Genomic DNA, 18,247 nt, shown 5'->3' with positions numbered 1-18,247 from the left:
CTTTTTACTCCACATCGGGAAAACCTTTTCCCGATGTGGATATATTATACCCCGGAATTTTAGTGAAAATCAATAGAAATTATCCATTATATTTTTCGCACACTAATTCTTCTGATAATTTTATGGGGAATAAATTGGGTTTTCGGTATGGCTTGCTGTTTATGATGAATCAGCTTGAACAGGGTCTTGACCGCTTTAAGCCCCTCATCAAAATACGAAATCCGTACCGTTGTCAATTCAGGACTGAAGTACTTTCCGAACTCCAAGTCGTCAAACCCCATAATGGAAATATCGGCGGGCACCGAAACTTTTGCCGATTTTAAAAATCGTATGGCTCCGATCGCCATCACATCGTTGCACGCCATTACAGCGGTTGGCAGGGCACTATTTTCCTCATATATTTTTCTCATGCAATCATACCCGGAGTCGAAGGAAAAATTCCCATGTTCGATATAAGAAGCCGGAACTTCAATGTTGTGTTCTTTTAGAGCCAGCCTATATCCCTTTAAACGTTTCTGTCCGGATGAATAGTCGTTTTCCGGCCCGCCTATAAACGCTATTTTTTGATGTCCGTTTTCAATTAAAAAGGAAACCGCATCATACACGGCCTTCACATTGTCATGAGTGACCGTGTGAACGATATCTTCTCCTTCCGAAGCTTCTTGTGTCACCAATACGATAGGGTATCCTTGCCTTTTCATTTCTTCTACCAAAGCAGAATTAACATCAACGCCCGCAAACAAAACGCCATCTACCTTTTTATCGGCCAAAACGCCTAACAATTCAACTTCCTTCTCCTGCTGTCCCCCCGATTCACAAACCATTAAAGTATACCCTTTCTGTTGGCAAAAGCTGTTGATCCCCCTGGTCAATGCCCCGAATACCGGATTCGAAATGTCGGGAACGATGATCCCGATGATGTTTGTTTGATTCGTGATTAACCCTCTTGCCAAAGAATTAGGCTTGAAATTTCTTTTTTGAATCACATCATTGACTCTTTTTTTCAGCTCCGGACTGACCGCTTTGGAATTATTGATGACCCTTGAAACGGTCGCGACCGAAACCTGCGCCTCTTTGGCAATATCTTCAATCGTAACTGACATGACACCACTCCTAAAAACTCGCTTATCGTCTTGTCGCCCGGATGATTCCGAACGCAATCTAAACCTAATCTTGCCAATATTTTAACATTAAATCAACATTTATTCTTCTCCCCTCCAAAAACCAATGTCGAATGATTCATTTACGTTCCCTGCCGTCACTTTTATTATTTCCGGAATGCAGATGAATAGTGCCGTGAAGAATAAAAGAACCTCAAACGCCGACTTCAACTCAAACGTTTGGGGTTCTCGTTTGGGGTTCTTTTATGTGATGGCTTAAAGCCTACGCTGTCTAAAGATTCTCAGAAAAATGATTATTATTTTGAATCCAAAGCCTCCACATCACTTCTGAATGCTTCTTTATACTGTTTAAACAGACCGGTATCATACTCGTAGCTCTTATCCTCAGCTTTAGGCGGGTTCTCTTTCAGCTTGGCATACAGCAGCGTGTCGATTTCGCCGGAAAGCTTGGTCCATACCTGTTTTACATCACGAAGTCAATGTCCAAAGTCTCTCCGGTGCTGCCTGCCCCGCTGCTCGCATACCAGCTTAAGTTGACGAAACCTTCATTCCAGATATCGGAGGTAACAAAGTTCTGGATCTCGCTGAGTTTGGACTCCATGGTAGGGCGGCTCCTTTGGCCAGCGAAGTTTCAAGCGATTTCTGAATCGCTTCGGTCAGTTTTTTCTTCATCGGTCTTTTCCTTGCCCGCACATCCGGTAAATACCAGAGAAATCGCCAAGATCAAACCGATCCATAGACTCCCTTTTGCCTTTTTAAACACGGTCGACTACTCCCTCTCTGTTATACATTTCCTTATTTATTACCGGGTTCATTTTCTAAATTTTGGACATAATCTGGGCAAATAGCACAAAAAAAGCCCTCCATTCGATAGAACGAATGAAAGGCTTCTCCGAAGCATGAAATAGAAAGGTGAGGAGGAGTGGGACCTCCATCTCCCCCTTAGCGGGGGGGTGTTTTGATTAAACTATCACCCTACACAGGAAGGATTGGATACCTTCATCTCCTGCGTGAAAGGCAGGCGCCTTAATTAAGCCACTGTGTGGGAAAATTTTAACATATGCTATGATGGATGTAAATCTTTTCTCAAGGTGGTAAGATGAAGAACCCCGGAATGACAACCGAAAAAACCGAAAACGGCCGCAAACCTAGATGTTATATATGCAAAGAACCGAATCCGATCGTACACGACCACTATACCCGATTGTGCCGGGCCTGCGGGGAATTTAATGAAATGAAACGGACGGCCGTGCACCGATTGGATGCGTTCACCGCGTTGGTGACGGGCGGCCGCACCAAAATAGGCTACCATACGGCACTGCGTCTGCTTCGGGACGGTGCGCGGGTGATTTTGACGACCCGTTTTCCGTATGATGCCCTGCAGCGTTATATCCAAGAACCCGATTTCGACCATTGGAAGGATCGCATTCATATTTACGGGCTGGATTTTCGCCAGATCGAGAGAGTCGAGAGGTTTGCCCACTATATCGATCAAGAGTTCCCCTATATCGACATCATTATCAATAATGCCGCGCAGACGGTAAGAATGACGCCGGAAGAATACGAGACGTTGACGCTCCAAGAAGCGAAGCTTCAAAATCAACTTTCGGGTGGAGAGGAACGACTGCGGTTGCCCGACGGGATGGTTCTTCCCCGCATCGCCCTTCAGATCGGCAGCGAAGAAGCGGCGAAGCCGCCGATTCCGCAAATGCTGGAACCGGAGTCAAGCCCGGCGCTCTCCGTATCGCAATTGCAGAATTCGTGGACGGCGGAGTCCCATCAGATCTCTGTAATGGAGATGCTCGAAGTGCAGTTGATCAATGTGACCGCTCCTTTTTTGATCAATACCAAACTGAAGGAGGCCATGATGCGAAGCCCCCACCGCAACCGCTTCATCGTGAATGTGTCCGCCGCGGAAGGCCGGTTCCAGACGAAAAGAAAAGGCGGTTACCATGTTCACACCAACATGGCGAAGGCCTCGCTGAATATGATGACCCTCACCATGTCTAAAGAGTACAAGAAGGAGCGCATTTTCATGACTAGCGTGGACCCCGGTTGGGTTTCCAACCAATTTCCCGAGAAGGTGCAGACCCGCAAGGCGATCGAATTGCCTCTGGACTTCGAGGATGCCGCGGCCAGAATCTGTGACCCGATCTATGAAGGCAAAGACGCGGATCGCCCTTGGACCGGAGTATTTCTGAAGGATTACAGACCGGTGGATTGGTGAAGCGGAATGGCCCTAGCTTCCCGCACGCCGAAATAGCGGCCTTTTGGGACGCTGCTATTTCGGTCTAATTCGGCTCCGCGAGAGAAATAGCGGTCAAGAACGGCCTTATTTCGCTGCGACGAGCCCCAAAAGCAGGGTTATACCCGATTTTCCCCAAAATAAGGCCCCAAAAGGACCGCTATTTCCTACCGCACCGCAGGTTCTACAGTTAGGAAGTCTAACGGCCGTGAGAGCCGTTATGTTGCGATTGAATCACGTATTGGGATTTTAACGGTCGTGTGGACCGTTATTTACCTTCATTTTGACCAAAACAGCCATACTTATATGAAATAGGGGCCGTGGCGGCCGTTAGAATTTGGAGTCAGCGCAAACAGGGCAAATAACGGCTGTGGCGACCGTTAGCATGGTTTAGAGGCGGAGATGACGATCTAAGTTCGACATGTTGCTTGCCGAAGCGGCGGATTGGCCCCAAATGGGCAGCATCAAGGAAGGTTTGATGCAACGTCATTGGGCCCTTATCCCGAGGACGCCCAACCGCCGCACACCCCACACCCCACAAAAAGAACCCCGGACGGATTCCAAAAGAATCAGCCCGGGGTTCAATCATCCCTTATTCAGCAGGAGCTTTATGAAAATTGGATCTCGCTGATCGAGACCGCTCCCGCCAGGACGAGATACACGTCCTGCCGTCCGGCTACGCCGCTCAGTTCGCACGCGTAATCCTTCCACTCCCGAGAACCGCTCGTCGCGTTCGTGTGCATGGCCAGCTTGCCCGCAAGCGCTCCTTGCGGCGATCCCAGGCGCACCTCGACGGCGGAGTCCGCCGCGCCGACGGCCGCGCGCACGCGCAGCGCCCCTATGCCGCATCCGAATTCCGCGTCCGTAAATGCGATCCACCCGCTCGCGCTTTTCAGCTCAACCGCGCTGCCGCCTTCCGTGCCCTCCCCGATCAATACACCTTCGTAGTCGTCGTAATTGATCGCCTGGGTCGGCCGCTTCAGATCACGCGGAGGAATCGTCTCGCCGTCCACGGTCAGGCCGGCCGACAGCGGCAGATTCTCCGAGGAGGCACCGGCCATAAGCGTATAGGTGCCGCTTTCGATACAGTAACGCTCGCGCGTCACATCCCAGATCGCCAGCTGCGAGACCGGAATGGCGAATTCGACCTCGGCCGTCTCGCCCGGCTGCAGCATCACCCGGCGGAAGCCGAGCAGCTGTTTGCGCGGACGTTTTACCCGGGAACGGTTGGCGCGCCCGTAGATCTGCACTACTTCCTCGCCCGGGAGCTTGCCGGTGTTCGTAACGCGGCAGGTCAGGCGAATCTGCGCCTCCGAAGAACCGGAGGCATTCAGCCGCTCCTCGGCAAGATTCAGTTCGTCATAACGGAATGTCGTATAGGACAGGCCGTGGCCGAACGGATACAAGACTTCTCCCTCAAAATATTGATAAGTTCTTCCGCCCTTGATAATATCGTAGTCCATAAACTCCGGCAGCTGGTCCACGGATTTGTACCAGGTCATGTTCAGACGACCGGCCGGATTCGTATCGCCGAACAACACGTCCGCCAGCGCATGGCCCAGCTCTTGGCCGGCATGGGACGTATACAGGACCGCCGGCACGTTGGCGTCGACCCAGTTCAGTGCGAACGGATAGCTGCCCACCACGACGACAACCGTATTCGGATTCGCCGCATACACTTCCTGAATCAGCTTCTCCTGGGACTGTGGCAACGTGATATCCGGGCGGTCGATCGTTTCCTTGCCGTTGATCAGCGGATGGTTGCCGACGAACACGATGGCCAGTTCGGCCTCCGCCGCCGCTTCCTTGGCTGCTTGGAGCCTATCCGTCACTTTCTCCAGCTCGAACTCGTCAGCATGGATGACCTTGACTTCCGCCCCCAAGACTTCGGCCGCCCCCGCGACATTGATCTCGTTCGCCGTTTCCGCCGCCCGGCCGTCGCCGACCAGCAGTTCGCCCGTCTCCCCGTTCACCGTCAGCGGTGTTCCGTTCCAGGTCGAGAACGTCACGCACGCCGGTGCATCTTCATTTTTTTCCTTCGGTTGCACCAGGAATACTTCCTTCGTGAACCACTCCCAAATCACATCCGCCGAGGCCTTGACGATCTTGTCATCCGTGGTCCAGTAACGGCTATTCTCTTCCGCGATCAAGGTGTGGCTGCCCCAGCCCCAATCCGTTATCTCGAACACCGCGGCTTCTTCCGCCTGCTCGGCCGTGGCCGCAAGCGCCGCATGCTCGCCGGCCCGGACCGTCACGTAGCGGCCGGTCTTCTTCGATTTCAAGCGGACGCGGTCCGTTCCGGCGGCAAACCGGGTCTCGGCCTGCTTCCCGGCCGCCGACAATTTCTCACGGATGCCCTGCAGCGGCGTAATCGTGTAAGGCAGCGATCCGCTGTACCAGTCACGGTAGACAATGTCGCCAAGCGGTCCGATCACGGCCACCTTGCCCAGCTTGTCTGCCCGCAGCGGAAGCAGGCCGCGGTCATTCTTCAGCAGCACGGCCGCTTTCGCGGCGGCTTCCCGCGACAGCTCCGCGTGCTCCGGCCGCAAAATGACGGATTCGTCGATCGCGGCGTACGGATTTCCCTCCTCCGGATCGAACTCGCCGAGCCGGAAGCGAACGCGGAACGTGTTGCGCAGCGCGATGTCCAGGTCGCTCTCCGAGAGCAGCCCCTCTTCCAGAGCCTCGCGCAGCGCCTGCTTGATCACGGCCGAGTCATCCGTGATGCTGTCGATGCCGCCCTCCTTCACGGAGCGGGCGACCGCTTCTTTGTACGTATCCAGGTAGCCGTGATCCCGGACGGTCCCCGTCACATCAAAAGCATCGCTCACGACGAAGCCGTCCATCCCCCACTCCTGCTTCACGATCGCTTTGACATCCGGGCTCAGATTGGCCGGCACGCCGTTGATGGCATTGTAAGCCGTCATCATCGACTGCGCGCCGCCTTCTTTGAACGGAATCTCAAATGCTTTCAAGTAATATTCCCGCATGTTGCGCGGATCAATGCTGACCGAAGCGTCACCCCGGCCCACCTCATTGTTGTTGGCAATAAAATGCTTCAGCGTGGCAACCGCCTTCAAATAAACGGGATGGTCCCCTTGTATCCCCTGAATGAGTGCGGACGCCAGCTTCCCGGTGAGAATCGGGTCCTCCCCGTAGGCTTCTTCCGTGCGTCCCCAGCGCGGATCGCGCTCCAAATCCACCGTCGGCGCCCACAGCGTCAACCCGTTGATTTCGGGATTCCGGCGATAGAACCCTCTGGCTTCATCACCGATAACGCTGCCGATCCGTTTCATCAGCTCCGTGTCCCAGGTACAGCCCAGGCCGATCGGCTGCGGGAATCCGGTCGCCTCCCCAAGCCAGGCCATGCCATGAGCCGCTTCCGTTCCGTATTTATACGCTTTCACACCAAGCCGCTCGACAGCCGCCTGGTACTGAGGCATCAATTCCACTTTTTCTTCCAAAGTAAAACGGGAAACCAAATCATTTACCCGTTCCTTTAACGGTAAGGATGTATCTTGAAATGGATAGCCAGTTTGTGCTGACATCGTTATCATCTCCTTCAGGCGTATTTTAAGCCAGATCGGATTTAGGGGATACCCGCAAAATTAGAGGCGTTTTCATATAGAATTCATTGGTGAAGATTGGAGAAAAGATAGGTTTGGAAATACTATGCTTATACCATGCACCATGCCCGAGAGGAGGTGAACCCGATGGACAAACAAACCGAGAAAACCAAACAACGGCTTGAGCAGGCACGGGCCAAAGATTCGACCGATGAAGGGCGTAAAGGCGCGTTTATGACAAAAGACGCGTGGAACCAGGACGGCAATCCTGCCGCGGCTGTAGACGAATTCGGCCCGGAGATGGAACAGGAGCCCCCGCCTACGCTCAACGGCAAGCCGCTGTAACCCGCACGAATGAGGGGCATTTCCCGCCCCTTTTCCCCGTATTTTCATATACTCTTCTCGAACCTCCCTCCCCGCCTTGTTGACAAAACGAAAGTGACATTCTAAGATGTGGGGTAATCGTTTACGTTGTATCGCGGCGTAAGAACAAATTATGTAGTCTGTGGGGTCAAAAGAAATGAAACCAACCATTAAGGACGTTGCGGCGAAAGCAAACGTCTCTATTGCGACGGTATCCCGAGTTTTGAACAATTTGCCCGGGTACTCCGATAAGACCAGGCAAAAAGTGTACCAAGCCATTGAAGAGCTCGGGTATCAGCCGAACGCGATCGCCCGCGGTCTCATCAATAAACGCACGCATACCCTCGGCGTCATGTTTCCGAGCGTTTCCAGCGATTTTTCTTCCGAACTTCTCCGAGGGGTGGAGGATTTCGCGCAGGATAACGGTTATAGCGTGATCGTGTGCAATACGGATTTCGACGGCAAAAGAACGCTGAAATATTTGCAGGTCCTGCGGGAAAAGCAGATCGACGGGCTGATTTTTTCAAGTGAAGTGTTGAAAAAAGAGTATTACGAAGTCCTGGAAGACATGCAAATCCCCGTCGTCCTGGTCTCCACCGAGAGCAAGTACCGGGTCCCTTATGTCAAAGTCGATGACTTCCAGGCGTCCTTTGATGCCGTGGAGTACCTGATTCATTCGGGTCATCGAAAAATCGCCCTCATCAGCGGGACGAAAAGCGATAAGATCGCCGGAATTCCAAGGATGAAAGGATACAAGAAAGCGTTGGAGAAGCATGGAATCCCTCTAAACCCAGCCTATATCGCCTACGGAGATTTCATGTTTGAGAAGGGCTGCGAGGCGATGGAGACTCTTTTGCAGAACAACCCCGACTTTACCGCAGTCTTCGCCACCAGCGACGAGATGGCCGTTGCGGCCCTTAACACCGCTGCAAAGCATGGTATCCGGGTTCCCGAGGATCTGTCCATTCTGGGTTATGACGATCTGAAACTGGCCCGGATGGTCGTCCCTCCCTTGACCACGGTTCGTCAGCCGCTTTACGACATGGGGACCATCGCCACCCGGAAGCTGATTCGCATGATCGAAACCGGAGAAATGGAGAGCAGCCAAATCATCGCTCATTCCATTGTGGAGAGACAGACGGTGAAACCGGTTCTCTAGGATACGGTGGCCGGGTGGTCTCATTATTTTGGCTGATATTGGGGAGAGTCTCTTGCAGAAGCGCCTTTTCATCCCGGGGCTGTGAAGCGGCGGCGTTATTTTTGCGTTTGCCTACGAACGTACGGGTTCCATCTGGCCTTCCATTATCATTCACGGGGTAACCAACGGAATTATGGTTGTGTTGACGGTTATCGGGTAGGGGGAAACTAGCTCTAATCAGACATCATAGTAGGAGAAAATGAGAAAACGCCGCTTCAACTTAGGGCCTAGCGCACTTCCGACACTTCCAACTCCAAAAGATGCAAATCTGCAGGCATTTAGATCGATTCACGAGGGGATGCGAAAAAAGATGCTAATCTGCAGGTATTTCTAGCGATTTTAGAGAAACGAGCCGGTTTCGTCGAAAATTCCTGCAGATTTGCAGGAATTTTCAAATTTGGGGTCCGGACAAGAAAAAAACATGCAGATTTGCAGGAATTCGATGTTATCCAGGTTGTCTGATGGGCACCAGCCGCAAAAAATAAAGCCTATTAGACAAAGGCATGTCTAATAGGCTTTGGGTTGATGGAGTCATAATATCATTTTACACGCCACCATGCTGGTGGCCAGAAGTTGTAACAACTGTTGATGTAGGTTGGCCAATGTAACTTAGACTCGGGGTAACCAGTATTAGAGATAAACATACCGTTGCTAGAGCCATAATCATTCTATTTTTCATGATACCGACGCACCTCACTAACTATGTTTTTATATTGTGAACACAATTCTTCCGTTGCCATATGTCTTACCTGTTCAAATAGTACCATAAACTTAATAATGCTGTCTTCTTTATTAATCAAAACCGAATTTTCCAGGCCCTGTATTAGATAATTGAATCCGTTTTTATAATCACCTTTATGTGTATAATAGTAAGTAAGGTCGTATAAAAACTCGTTATAGTGATCAGGTACTACCTGATTCATATAAAAATCAAAGGTTTGCTGACGTTCATATGCTTCTATTTCCGAACTAAATTCTTGAAAGATATGATCCACATCCATTTGATATTTGTTAGCGGCAAACAGAATATTAAATATGCCCTGTGAAATCTCCTCTGGATGTTGACGGAGATACTCTACATAATCCGTGAGAACACCGATATCCCCGCTCAAAAGTTTATTTACATAAATATTAGCTTGTGACCATCTCTTAAATAAATCTAACCAGTACTTGGTATCTTCGTCCGTTTCTTTTACCCAACTTAAATCCGCGTATTCATAGGTGTACTGTAAGGCCTTTTCATAATCACGCCTGCCATCACATACATCCGCACATAACAGTTTTTCGTATGCAATGTAGACAAATAACGGCCTGCTTAGTTTACGCTGAATTTCCTGGAATTCCTCCTCGGACCGTTTATCGCTGTAATATATTATTTTTGCCTTATGTCCCATCTCTTTAGCTAGTGCTTCCACCCTATCCCATTCCTGTAGAGCACGATACAAGTTAGCCAGATCCTTAAGCGCATCCAATTGTAGAACTTCATCCAATCGGTCAACAAAGGGTTCAAATTGATGCGCAAATTTTAGATTTCTCACCTGGTCTTCGCCGATTCGAATTTTGAACAGCCTGTACTGACATAAGGCTAGCCGCTCAGAATACTGCTTTTTCTCGCTCATCGCCACATTTTCGTACAGTATTTCTGCCGCATCAAAATTACCATTTTTAAATAACTCTTCTGCCAGTTCAAATAAAGGGTTGGAGTACATTAAATCGTCCAGTAATAAACTAACGATTTGCCGAACACAGTCCAACTTGCCCAGCGTTGCACAGTTATGAAGGAAGGGGCCGATTCGGCGCCAGTCGGGGTTTATATCCTGCAAATATTCTTCGAGATATCTTTCATAGAAATGTCCTTTAGGAAGTCCCAATACCTCTGTCATTCGGTCCAAATGATCAACGGTTAGGGTGCGATTCCCGTTAATCAAATAACTGACTGTTCCCACATTAATATCCAGCTTCTTGGCAAACTGGCTGATGTTCAAGTCATTTTGTTTGATATATTGCGTAACTTCTGCAAGTATCGTAGATGAACTCAACCCAACCACCCCATAAACAATATTGTATATGATGGTATTTTCTGTATATCAAAACTATATCCTTTTTTTGTACCCCGGTCAATTTGCCGAAAGTCAAAGTTCCCTCGCAAGAAACAATTTTTCATCGCAGGCATGCGATTATCGTTTTTTCAAAACGAGACAGCAGGCGATCCACGAATGTGAAACATCACAATGGCCTCAAGATCGAGATTTGACCCGGTCCGAGGTTATCCAAGACTGGGAAAAGGTGTATAAAAGAAAATAAGCTCAAGCGTCGGTAAGGGAAGCCCGGCGCTTGAGCTTTTATTCTAGGAGATTCCGGATCTCCGGATTGCAATCATACTTTATCTCATCTCTTAAAGATGTGGGCAGGATGTGATTAGCGATCATGATCGCTACACAGCGCTTACGACAAATAGAACATAGCCCTCTTTGGTACAATTCGATTAGAATCTTTTGACATGAAGGGGTTGGATTCTTCTCGAAGATCTTCAATATACTGAAGCCAACGTTATGAAACGAGTCCTTGTTACGTCTTTTAAATACAACGCGCTCCAGTAACTGTAGATCGTCTTCCATAAAATTATGAATAAAAAGATTCAGCGCTTCAAGTTCTGTGCTTTGTTGACCCATAAGCTGGATAGCAAGCCTATGAATGCGCTCATCCTTCATATTGTGAAGTACGCGAATCGCCGCCGATCGAAGACGGGGATGCTTCGATTGTAGAAAATCCATTATTTTTTGGGGATCAAGCGGAAATACCCTGCCTCCAAATATATATAAATATGCTTCTAGCTTTTTCGTATTTTTCTCTTTCAGCAGATCATTAGCCGCTCTTAATAAGTCTTCTTCCGTGGCCTTCATGCCCCATTTAAGATAAGAGTACAGGGGACGCCATAAGTTTCCCAGGGATGCCTTCAACTCATCATAAGACGCTTCGTGAATCGGCTTTGAGGACAAATCCTCTTTGGGTTCCCGGGTAGCCGAACGCAAAAACGCCTGTATGTTCGCATGCTTCCGGCTCACCAGCAGCCCGTTTACGTTGTCTTTTCCCAAGTGCTCATAAGCAAATTCCAAAAGAAATTTATCCGCTATATAGTCCGAGGACAATATCCCCTTACCGATTTGTTCTGCTACAAATAAAAAGCCTTGCTCACCTCCAGCTTCAATAATCTCCTCACCGCCAAGGAAACCATTCCAGCCTTCGCGGTAACGGAACGCTTTTTTCATGGTTGCCAGAGCTGTCGGGTTGCCATTTAAAGCAAAAAGCTTTGCTAACCGATAAACCTGCAAAAAGTCCCAATCGTCTTCTTCAATATCGCTCTCCAACGTTCTAAGAATTCTTTCTTGCAATGAATCGGACGCTTTAGATAGCTGTATGGCCTCCCAAAGATAATTCTCCCTGCTAATATCACATTGGGGATCATAGGCCGTATTTTTTATGCAAGCCTCATATATAGCTTCAACGTACTTATCGGAAAGTGTCGGTGATTGCTTCAGATAAAGGATAATACTCCCCAAGCCTCGGGCCAAATCATGGCGAAATTGTTTGATATTCATGGATTCCTCGTAAAAGCACCCCCCCACTATTCCCTATAGTCGTCTTCATCCCAAATGGAATGTTCCCCGTAACCCAGAAACTCCCGCACCTCGAGAACTTCCTGGCCCTTAATCATTATTTCAATCCCGTCTTCATAATCCCATTCCATTCCGGCGGAAAGGACCGCTCCAAACTGGGGATCCTGTGGATCATAGGGATTTCTATAGATATGAATGTCGCTTATCGAAATAAAAGGTATAATACTCCTCCCCTGAGCCTCCAACAATCCCTCGGCTCTTCCCAAATTGGGATAAGTATCGGTCAGAATCTCATCTTTCCAGGCACACATCTTTTCGCATAATTGATCAATTGCCTCATCAGGCAGAGCATTTAACCCCTGTTCGATATACGACTCCGCTACCTCTAAGCTCATGTCCTCCTCTCTGAAATGGTACTCCACTCGATCATTTGTCAAAGCAAACTGGCCAAAGCCTGAAATTGCCTAACCATTTGGCGCGTAAATGTCTTCCTCTTTTCCGACACTCTCTAAATGAAATTTGCTGATGATGGGTATCCCCTCCCAAAAAGATGCGAATCTGCAGGTATTTAAGCCGATTTCCGTGATAAAACAAAAAAAGATGCAAATCTGCAGGTTTTTCTAGCGATTTTAGAGAAACGAGCCGGTTTCGTCGAAAATTCCTGCAGATTTGCAGACATTTTAAAATTTTGGTCCCGAACAGAAAAAAAAACATGCAGATTTGCAGGAATTCGTGATAATCAAGGTCGTCCGAGGCCAGACGGTACCTCTTGCCCAGGAACTCAGCCCTTTAGTTACATAATAATCCCATGGCTACGCGCTCTTTATCCGCAATCTCGAGCAAAAGCTTGGAAGCCTGGTTTAACTCCTGCTCGTTTCCCGTTCTACCCGCAAGGTCGATCAATGAAGAAACGTTAACCCACAATGGAGCGATTTCAGTAAACATCAGGTATGCCTGTTCTACTTTTGGGTCTCCGAACAGATCGACGCATTCTTTTAGAAAATCCCGATACAGATTTCGAAACAAAGCGCCGCCCGTTCCCGCTCTTTCCATCAATAACGCAGTCAAGCATAGATCATGCTCAAAATGGTTGCTGCGGGAAGGCCATTTCAGGATTTCTTTGCTCATTTTCATAATGCCTTTATTCCCCATATTTCGAATGGGCGGATTCAAATAGTCTTGGGCATTCCGGGTTAAGGATGAACGTATAGCGGGGATAAGCGGCGGAAGGGTGCCGATCGGCTCGATCGTAAAGGAACGATTCCTGGAGCTCATGGGTCCCTTTGCGTTTCTAGCCATCGCCAAATGAGCCAAACTCGTCTTCACAGGTCCTCCCTGTTGTCTAGTATCCGCCATGTACGCGTATTCGTCATCCATGCCATATATCACTGCATAGTGGGCGGCAAAGTACACTTTGTTCGTGAAATAATCCAAATAATAGGAGTCCAACTTAAGCCCCACAGGAATTCCGCTTTCGATGAAGCTCCGTACATTCCGCCACGCTTTTTCGACGGACGAGGTTTCTTGCGTCTTGACGGTGATGTTGAGCCGGGATGCTATGCAAGCAGTGATTTCATCCGGCTTCGCCCTTCCCCCAATAAAAGGAAAGTCCATTCCCTTCGAATCCCAATAAATGAATCCCAACCCTTGCCCAAGGCCGAATAACATCGGCTCCGATAGTCGGACTCCTGCAAATTGAAGTAAATTGCCCATGGTTGTCGTCTCGCAATGTTCCCCTTGAAAAGGGGTGAAACCTTCAATGATTTTAGTCATGATCTCTCGTCTCCTCCAACAATTCGTTGATTATTTTTGCAACGAACGCTTGCTCGCTCTCAATAAGACTCATCGGATGAAGGAATAGCGCCCTTACGTACAGCGGTAATCGAATGGAGCCTTGCGATTCGTACTTCTGTCTTATATGTTGTAAAGCCTCTCCAAGCACAACCTGCCGATTCCGCAATGCTTCAATCGCTTCATCCTTATCGATAAAAGGTAAAGCGGCAAGCCCGAGATCGAATCGGTTATCGCGCTCTCGCGAAGATGAAAGGCCGGCGATGATTTCATTCCTCAGCGTGGTCATCCCGGCTTCCGTTAGGACAAATCGGATCGGCATAGGTCCCTTGCCGGACTTCTCACCTGAATCCTCGGACTCGATCAATCCTTTATGGTTCAATTTCTTCAGTCCTGCGTAAACCGAAGTCGTGCCGATATTCGCCCATTCCCGATAGCCGCGTTGATCGATTAACTTATTAATGTCGTAACCTGACGCTTGATTGCATTCCGCGATAAGTTGCAGCAGCATAAATTCAACATTCGAAAGTTGGTTCATTGCGAGACCCCTCATAATTGGTATTTCATATGTGTAATATAACATGAGTGTAATATAAGAACAATCACGGCGCTTCCATATCGTGGACTTTATCATGGACTTTTTTAGACGAGGATATTTACTTGGAAAGGCCACAAGACATGTCCTGCCACGATCCTGTAAAATAAGAACTTAGAATATATACATAGGAGCGAGTAAAACCATGATGGATCATTTTAAAAGTTTATTCCGCAAAAACGCCGAACCGCCCCAGCCGAGTGAATTTATCCAAACCGTCAACATGCTGCTGAATGAGTATAAGGACTTGTATCAAGGGGAATGCCCTTATGTCCTTAATGAGGGATTATCGGAAAGCCAGGTTGAAGAGTTTGAGGCGGCGGCCGGCACCACACTCCCGCAGGACTATCGGGATTTTCTGATCCATATTGGAGACGGAGCCGCCAAGAAGCGGCAATTCCCCTTATCTCTGTCACATGCCAAGGATTGCATGGAATATTGCTTGCAGGAGAAAACGGAACTCGATTATATGAGCCGCCCTTTCAGTGCGGACAGCTGCAATAAGGCATTTCATGAGGACTACGAAGATTGGGATAGCGACATGGATGATGATGCGGCGGACGAGCACTATAACCGGCTCTATAGCAAAGCGCTGCAAGGCACGATTACCCTGCACCATGACGGATGCGGGTATTATATCGTGATGATTGTTTCCGGTGAATTGGCCGGTCAACTCTACTACATAGATACTTGTCATGGACAAGGTATCCATAAAGTCAGCGATTCTTTTTCCGAGTATTACCTGAAATGGCTGGGGCGCCAAATATTGGAGAGACGAGCGGAACTGGAACGGAATGATCCGTTCGATTGCGTGATCACCAAGGTCAAGCTGGGCGGCAACGTGAGGGATTTAACGGTAAAAAAAGCGCATCCCCCTTTTGAATTTCAATTTGAATATTTTTGTCCCGGGGATTTTGCCCTTGAAGGGGGACATACGGATCTGACCCGGGTTCATGACCGATTGGTCGTTTCCTTGTATATGGGGAATAGGACTTTCAGCCCTTTGGAATATAAAAAAATGGAGGGAGGCGCCGGTCCGCATATGAACCTCGTAGGAGACAGGTCCGAGCATATCGTAATTGGCCAAGTCCCGAGATTATTCCAGTATGATACGGGCGAGCTTGCCTTCCCTCTTTATGTGGACGAACTTGAACAAGAAATTCTGATCCGGGGACTGGACATTCCCGATTTGGCGGCAGGTGACCGGCTTCAGATAAAGGGCAGATTATGCGGAGAGGTGTATCGGATTCGGCGGTAGGCGGGCTGCTAGTCCGGCAAAGTAAACGTGTCGTTTCTTGCGGATGATATGAGGAATGGCAGATTGCCAGTCGATGTTCAGTATAATGAACTTTTGTAGGTGACACGGGTTTTGCTTGTGTAGAACAACAAGCCGGCTACACTTATAATCAGGCAACCGGCAGAAAAAGACCGCTCTCCATTTGCGTGGAGAGCGGTCTTTGTTACTAAAATTTAAGAATTCCGGTTGTATGCAGCAGCACCAGGAACACGAGCACCGGAGCAATATACCGGAGCATGAACAGCCATATCCGGAACCAGCCCGCTTTGAGCCCCGCGGCCTCCGCAGCATTTTTCCAGAAGTATCCAGTAAAAACAGTAGTGATAAGACCGCCGATCGGAAGTAGAATATTCGCTGTGATGAAATCGAGCCAGTCAAAGAAGTTTTTCCCACCCATATCCGTTAAGGCCGGCGCGATTCCAAAGGACAAGACGGAAGGAAGCCCGATCAACAGTACCAGCGTGCTGACGATCACCACGGACTTCACACGTCCCCATCCCCAACGGTCCATAACGTAGGATACCGGGACTTCAAGCAGCGATACCGCGGAAGTTAACGCCGCAATCGCCAGCAGTACGAAGAACAGCCCTCCAAAGAATGCTCCCAGCGGCATCGCCGAGAACGCGGCGGGAAGCGCTATAAAGACCAGGGACGGACCCGCATCGGGTTCAATGCCGAAAGAGGCGGTTGTCGGGAAAATAATCAACCCCGCAATGAACGCATAGATCAAGTCCCCGGCTCCAATCGCGAGGGTAGCCGTACCGAGAGATTGACGTTTGTCCACATAAGCCCCGTAGGTAAGCAGAATACCCATCCCGAGCGACAGGGAGAAAAAGGCATGTCCCAGCGCCACCAATGCGGCTTCCGGGCTTAATTTCGAGAAATCAGGCTGGAGAAAAAAGGATACGCCAGCTCCGGCTCCGGGCAAGGTTACGGCCCGGATCATCAATACGATTAGGAGAATGATCAGGCCGGGAATCAGCACCTTGTTGAATTTTTCGATGCCTCCGGAGATCCCTTTACCCACAACCCACGCGGTGATCAGGATAGCCACGATCTGCCAAACGATCGGCATGTAGCCTTGGGAAAACGAGCTGAATTGTCCACTATAGTCGGAATTGCTGTACAGACTTCCGTTAAAGGACTGCACGGCATAATGGAGCGTCCAGCCGGCAACGATGACATAAAAGGTTAGAATAAGAAAAGGTGCGATCACCTGCAGCAAACCGAGACGACCGAAAATTTTCGAGCCGCCGGCTTTTACAAACGACGTGGACGCACTGCCTCGGCCTGCTCGTCCGATCGCCAGTTCCGCCAAAAGCAAAGGCAAACCGATCAAGATCAAACAGACGATGAACAACAGAAAGAATGCGGCTCCTCCGTTTTCACCCGTAATATACGGGAATTTCCACATATTACCCAGACCCACGGAACTGCCGATGGCGGCCAATATAAAACCAGTTGAGGAAAAACGATCATTTCTTCCCTGCACTGGGTAATTTTGCGATGTTTGCATAGAATGGCTCCCCCAGTTTATTTTTATAAAGTTCTTTTTATTATATTTCAAATTACACAGGAAAGGGATATGAAATTTTTCCTAGCAAAAGTTCCTCTTAATACTCTTGAATGATGTGAGGATGAACCTCAAAGTCTTACTTTTGTGCATCTGGCGGTTGACCGAAGCGCTAACCTCCGGTTTAACACCGTACATATTTCCGTTTAAATCCAAGCTTCCCCCGGTCTAGGGTCTTCTGAATATTGTCGGAAGCCTGCAGGAAGCTGCTCTTTTTGTTGTCCCGTTTCATTTCCACCGGTCCGACGGCCTTGGCGGTCTCGACCGCCTGATGATGGAGCGGCAAGTACGATACGCCTACAGTGTATATAAAATTGTTCATTGCGGACTTCGTTCGTTCGGGAGCCCCGTGAATCGTCTTTTCCACAGTTTCAAGCATACGGGCAAGTTTGCTCTCGGAAAATTCACTATCCGGCCGGCTCCCCAACAGCCAGCAGTAACAGCTCCAGCCCGCCGACATTCTCAGCTCTTCGCCGCTGGCGATCCACTTGTCGGCAACTTCTTGGGCAATCTCCGTTTCCGCCAAGGTTACCGCCACCACATAGTCGGACAGCATATAGAAATAAGCCCCATCCATCCAGCGCTCAAAATCCGCTTCCGTCATCGCCTGCGGATCGGCAATGATGCCGGCAAAATACATCGCATCGTAATTTCCCGTAGCGTATAGCTGCTCGGCCAACGGCTGATTGATTTTGATCTTCTTGAAGAGAGGTTTCATTTCTCCTGTGGCCACGCCAAATAGCGGTTCACGAGCGCCATTGGATAAGTACATTTTTTTGAGCCGTTCCTTGCCGAGCGCTTCGAGTTCCTGCATCACCGATTCCAGATCCATCGTTTGATCACAAGCCTCCCTATAGTTCATTGATTCTTCATTAAGCTTA

At 49.1% G+C, this 18,247-nt stretch carries 15 protein-coding genes, 1 tRNA gene and 1 pseudogene; 5 read left to right on the top strand and 12 right to left on the bottom strand.

From position 1 onward, the window contains the following. Positions 1-86: 86 nt before the first annotated feature. The 4 genes from V4U88_RS20210 to V4U88_RS20195 form a co-directional block, all read right to left on the bottom strand. Complete coding sequence (locus V4U88_RS20210; RefSeq protein WP_334075054.1) at positions 87-1,160, bottom strand: LacI family DNA-binding transcriptional regulator; 1,074 nt, start codon at positions 1,158-1,160, stop codon at positions 87-89. A 424-nt stretch (positions 1,161-1,584) separates the two neighbouring features. Then, positions 1,585-1,722 (bottom strand): hypothetical protein, encoded by a 138-nt coding sequence (locus V4U88_RS20205; protein ID WP_334075053.1) that lies wholly within the window; start codon positions 1,720-1,722, stop codon positions 1,585-1,587. Between the two features lie 30 nt (positions 1,723-1,752). After that, positions 1,753-1,884: a hypothetical protein gene (locus V4U88_RS20200; protein ID WP_334075052.1), complete on the bottom strand. Its 132-nt coding sequence runs from the start codon at positions 1,882-1,884 to the stop codon at positions 1,753-1,755. A gap of 212 nt (positions 1,885-2,096) precedes the next feature. Continuing rightward, a tRNA-Glu gene (locus V4U88_RS20195) sits at positions 2,097-2,166 on the bottom strand. Between the two features lie 54 nt (positions 2,167-2,220). Here V4U88_RS20195 and V4U88_RS20190 point away from each other — a divergent pair. Beyond that, positions 2,221-3,348 carry an SDR family NAD(P)-dependent oxidoreductase gene (locus V4U88_RS20190; RefSeq protein WP_334075051.1) on the top strand — a complete coding sequence of 376 codons (1,128 nt, stop codon included), beginning with the start codon at positions 2,221-2,223 and terminating at the stop codon, positions 3,346-3,348. Between the two features lie 626 nt (positions 3,349-3,974). On the opposite strand, the gene V4U88_RS20185 is transcribed toward V4U88_RS20190, so the two are convergent. Next, positions 3,975-6,914 carry a glycoside hydrolase family 3 protein gene (locus tag V4U88_RS20185; RefSeq protein ID WP_334075050.1) on the bottom strand — a complete coding sequence of 980 codons (2,940 nt, stop codon included), beginning with the start codon at positions 6,912-6,914 and terminating at the stop codon, positions 3,975-3,977. A gap of 165 nt (positions 6,915-7,079) precedes the next feature. Here V4U88_RS20185 and V4U88_RS20180 point away from each other — a divergent pair, with 165 nt between their 5' ends. From V4U88_RS20180 to V4U88_RS20170, 3 genes and pseudogenes are all read left to right on the top strand, one after another. Further along, a complete protein-coding gene (locus V4U88_RS20180; protein ID WP_334075049.1) occupies positions 7,080-7,277 on the top strand; it encodes a hypothetical protein in 198 nt (65 codons plus the stop codon). 175 nt (positions 7,278-7,452) lie between these two features. Further along, positions 7,453-8,454, top strand: coding sequence for a LacI family DNA-binding transcriptional regulator (locus V4U88_RS20175; protein ID WP_334075048.1), 1,002 nt, complete (start codon positions 7,453-7,455; stop codon positions 8,452-8,454). Between the two features lie 91 nt (positions 8,455-8,545). Further along, positions 8,546-8,653, top strand: a pseudogene (locus tag V4U88_RS20170) (CPBP family glutamic-type intramembrane protease); the annotation flags it as partial. A 508-nt stretch (positions 8,654-9,161) separates the two neighbouring features. Here V4U88_RS20170 and V4U88_RS20165 read toward each other — a convergent pair. The 5 genes from V4U88_RS20165 to V4U88_RS20145 all read right to left on the bottom strand — a co-directional run bounded on the left by V4U88_RS20165 (position 9,162) and on the right by V4U88_RS20145 (position 14,439). Next, on the bottom strand, positions 9,162-10,532 hold the full coding sequence (locus tag V4U88_RS20165) for a helix-turn-helix transcriptional regulator (RefSeq protein WP_334075047.1): 1,371 nt from the start codon (positions 10,530-10,532) through the stop codon (positions 9,162-9,164). A gap of 303 nt (positions 10,533-10,835) precedes the next feature. After that, entirely contained in the window at positions 10,836-12,092 is a 1,257-nt protein-coding gene (locus V4U88_RS20160) for a hypothetical protein (RefSeq protein WP_334075046.1), read from the bottom strand. Positions 12,093-12,118: 26 nt separating this feature from the next. After that, positions 12,119-12,532 carry a DUF6985 domain-containing protein gene (locus tag V4U88_RS20155; protein ID WP_334075045.1) on the bottom strand — a complete coding sequence of 138 codons (414 nt, stop codon included), beginning with the start codon at positions 12,530-12,532 and terminating at the stop codon, positions 12,119-12,121. Positions 12,533-12,899: 367 nt separating this feature from the next. Next, positions 12,900-13,883 (bottom strand): BtrH N-terminal domain-containing protein, encoded by a 984-nt coding sequence (locus V4U88_RS20150; protein ID WP_334075044.1) that lies wholly within the window; start codon positions 13,881-13,883, stop codon positions 12,900-12,902. After that, positions 13,876-14,439 (bottom strand): PadR family transcriptional regulator, encoded by a 564-nt coding sequence (locus V4U88_RS20145; RefSeq protein WP_334075043.1) that lies wholly within the window; start codon positions 14,437-14,439, stop codon positions 13,876-13,878. Before V4U88_RS20145 ends, V4U88_RS20150 begins: the two co-directional genes overlap by 8 nt. Positions 14,440-14,641: 202 nt before the next feature. Here V4U88_RS20145 and V4U88_RS20140 point away from each other — a divergent pair, with 202 nt between their 5' ends. After that, on the top strand, positions 14,642-15,754 hold the full coding sequence (locus V4U88_RS20140) for an SMI1/KNR4 family protein (RefSeq protein WP_334075042.1): 1,113 nt from the start codon (positions 14,642-14,644) through the stop codon (positions 15,752-15,754). 205 nt (positions 15,755-15,959) lie between these two features. On the opposite strand, the gene V4U88_RS20135 is transcribed toward V4U88_RS20140, so the two are convergent. Both V4U88_RS20135 and V4U88_RS20130 read right to left on the bottom strand, forming a co-directional pair. Then, positions 15,960-17,309 (bottom strand): sodium-dependent transporter, encoded by a 1,350-nt coding sequence (locus V4U88_RS20135; protein WP_334075041.1) that lies wholly within the window; start codon positions 17,307-17,309, stop codon positions 15,960-15,962. Between the two features lie 181 nt (positions 17,310-17,490). Then, positions 17,491-18,198, bottom strand: a complete 708-nt coding sequence (locus V4U88_RS20130; protein WP_334075040.1) for a DNA alkylation repair protein — start codon at positions 18,196-18,198, stop codon at positions 17,491-17,493. Positions 18,199-18,247 lie beyond the last annotated feature (49 nt).

The sequence above is a fragment of the Paenibacillus sp. A14 genome (assembly GCF_036864815.1).
Taxonomy (GTDB): domain Bacteria; phylum Bacillota; class Bacilli; order Paenibacillales; family Paenibacillaceae; genus Fontibacillus; species Fontibacillus sanfengchensis.
Note: the sequence above shows the minus strand (reverse complement) of the source record. Positions and strands in the feature narration are given on the sequence as shown.

What these genes read in the sequence shown, in the direction of transcription:
- V4U88_RS20205 (WP_334075053.1), bottom strand. Translation starts at nt 1,722, where the DNA reads ATGGAGTCCAAACTCAGCGAGATCCAGAACTTTGTTACCTCCGATATC.
- V4U88_RS20190 (WP_334075051.1), top strand. Translation starts at nt 2,221, where the DNA reads ATGAAGAACCCCGGAATGACAACCGAAAAAACCGAAAACGGCCGCAAA.
- V4U88_RS20185 (WP_334075050.1), bottom strand. Translation starts at nt 6,914, where the DNA reads ATGTCAGCACAAACTGGCTATCCATTTCAAGATACATCCTTACCGTTA.
- V4U88_RS20180 (WP_334075049.1), top strand. Translation starts at nt 7,080, where the DNA reads ATGGACAAACAAACCGAGAAAACCAAACAACGGCTTGAGCAGGCACGG.
- V4U88_RS20175 (WP_334075048.1), top strand. Translation starts at nt 7,453, where the DNA reads ATGAAACCAACCATTAAGGACGTTGCGGCGAAAGCAAACGTCTCTATT.
- V4U88_RS20160 (WP_334075046.1), bottom strand. Translation starts at nt 12,092, where the DNA reads ATGAATATCAAACAATTTCGCCATGATTTGGCCCGAGGCTTGGGGAGT.
- V4U88_RS20150 (WP_334075044.1), bottom strand. Translation starts at nt 13,883, where the DNA reads ATGACTAAAATCATTGAAGGTTTCACCCCTTTTCAAGGGGAACATTGC.
- V4U88_RS20145 (WP_334075043.1), bottom strand. Translation starts at nt 14,439, where the DNA reads ATGAACCAACTTTCGAATGTTGAATTTATGCTGCTGCAACTTATCGCG.
- V4U88_RS20140 (WP_334075042.1), top strand. Translation starts at nt 14,642, where the DNA reads ATGATGGATCATTTTAAAAGTTTATTCCGCAAAAACGCCGAACCGCCC.
- V4U88_RS20135 (WP_334075041.1), bottom strand. Translation starts at nt 17,309, where the DNA reads ATGCAAACATCGCAAAATTACCCAGTGCAGGGAAGAAATGATCGTTTT.
- V4U88_RS20130 (WP_334075040.1), bottom strand. Translation starts at nt 18,198, where the DNA reads ATGGATCTGGAATCGGTGATGCAGGAACTCGAAGCGCTCGGCAAGGAA.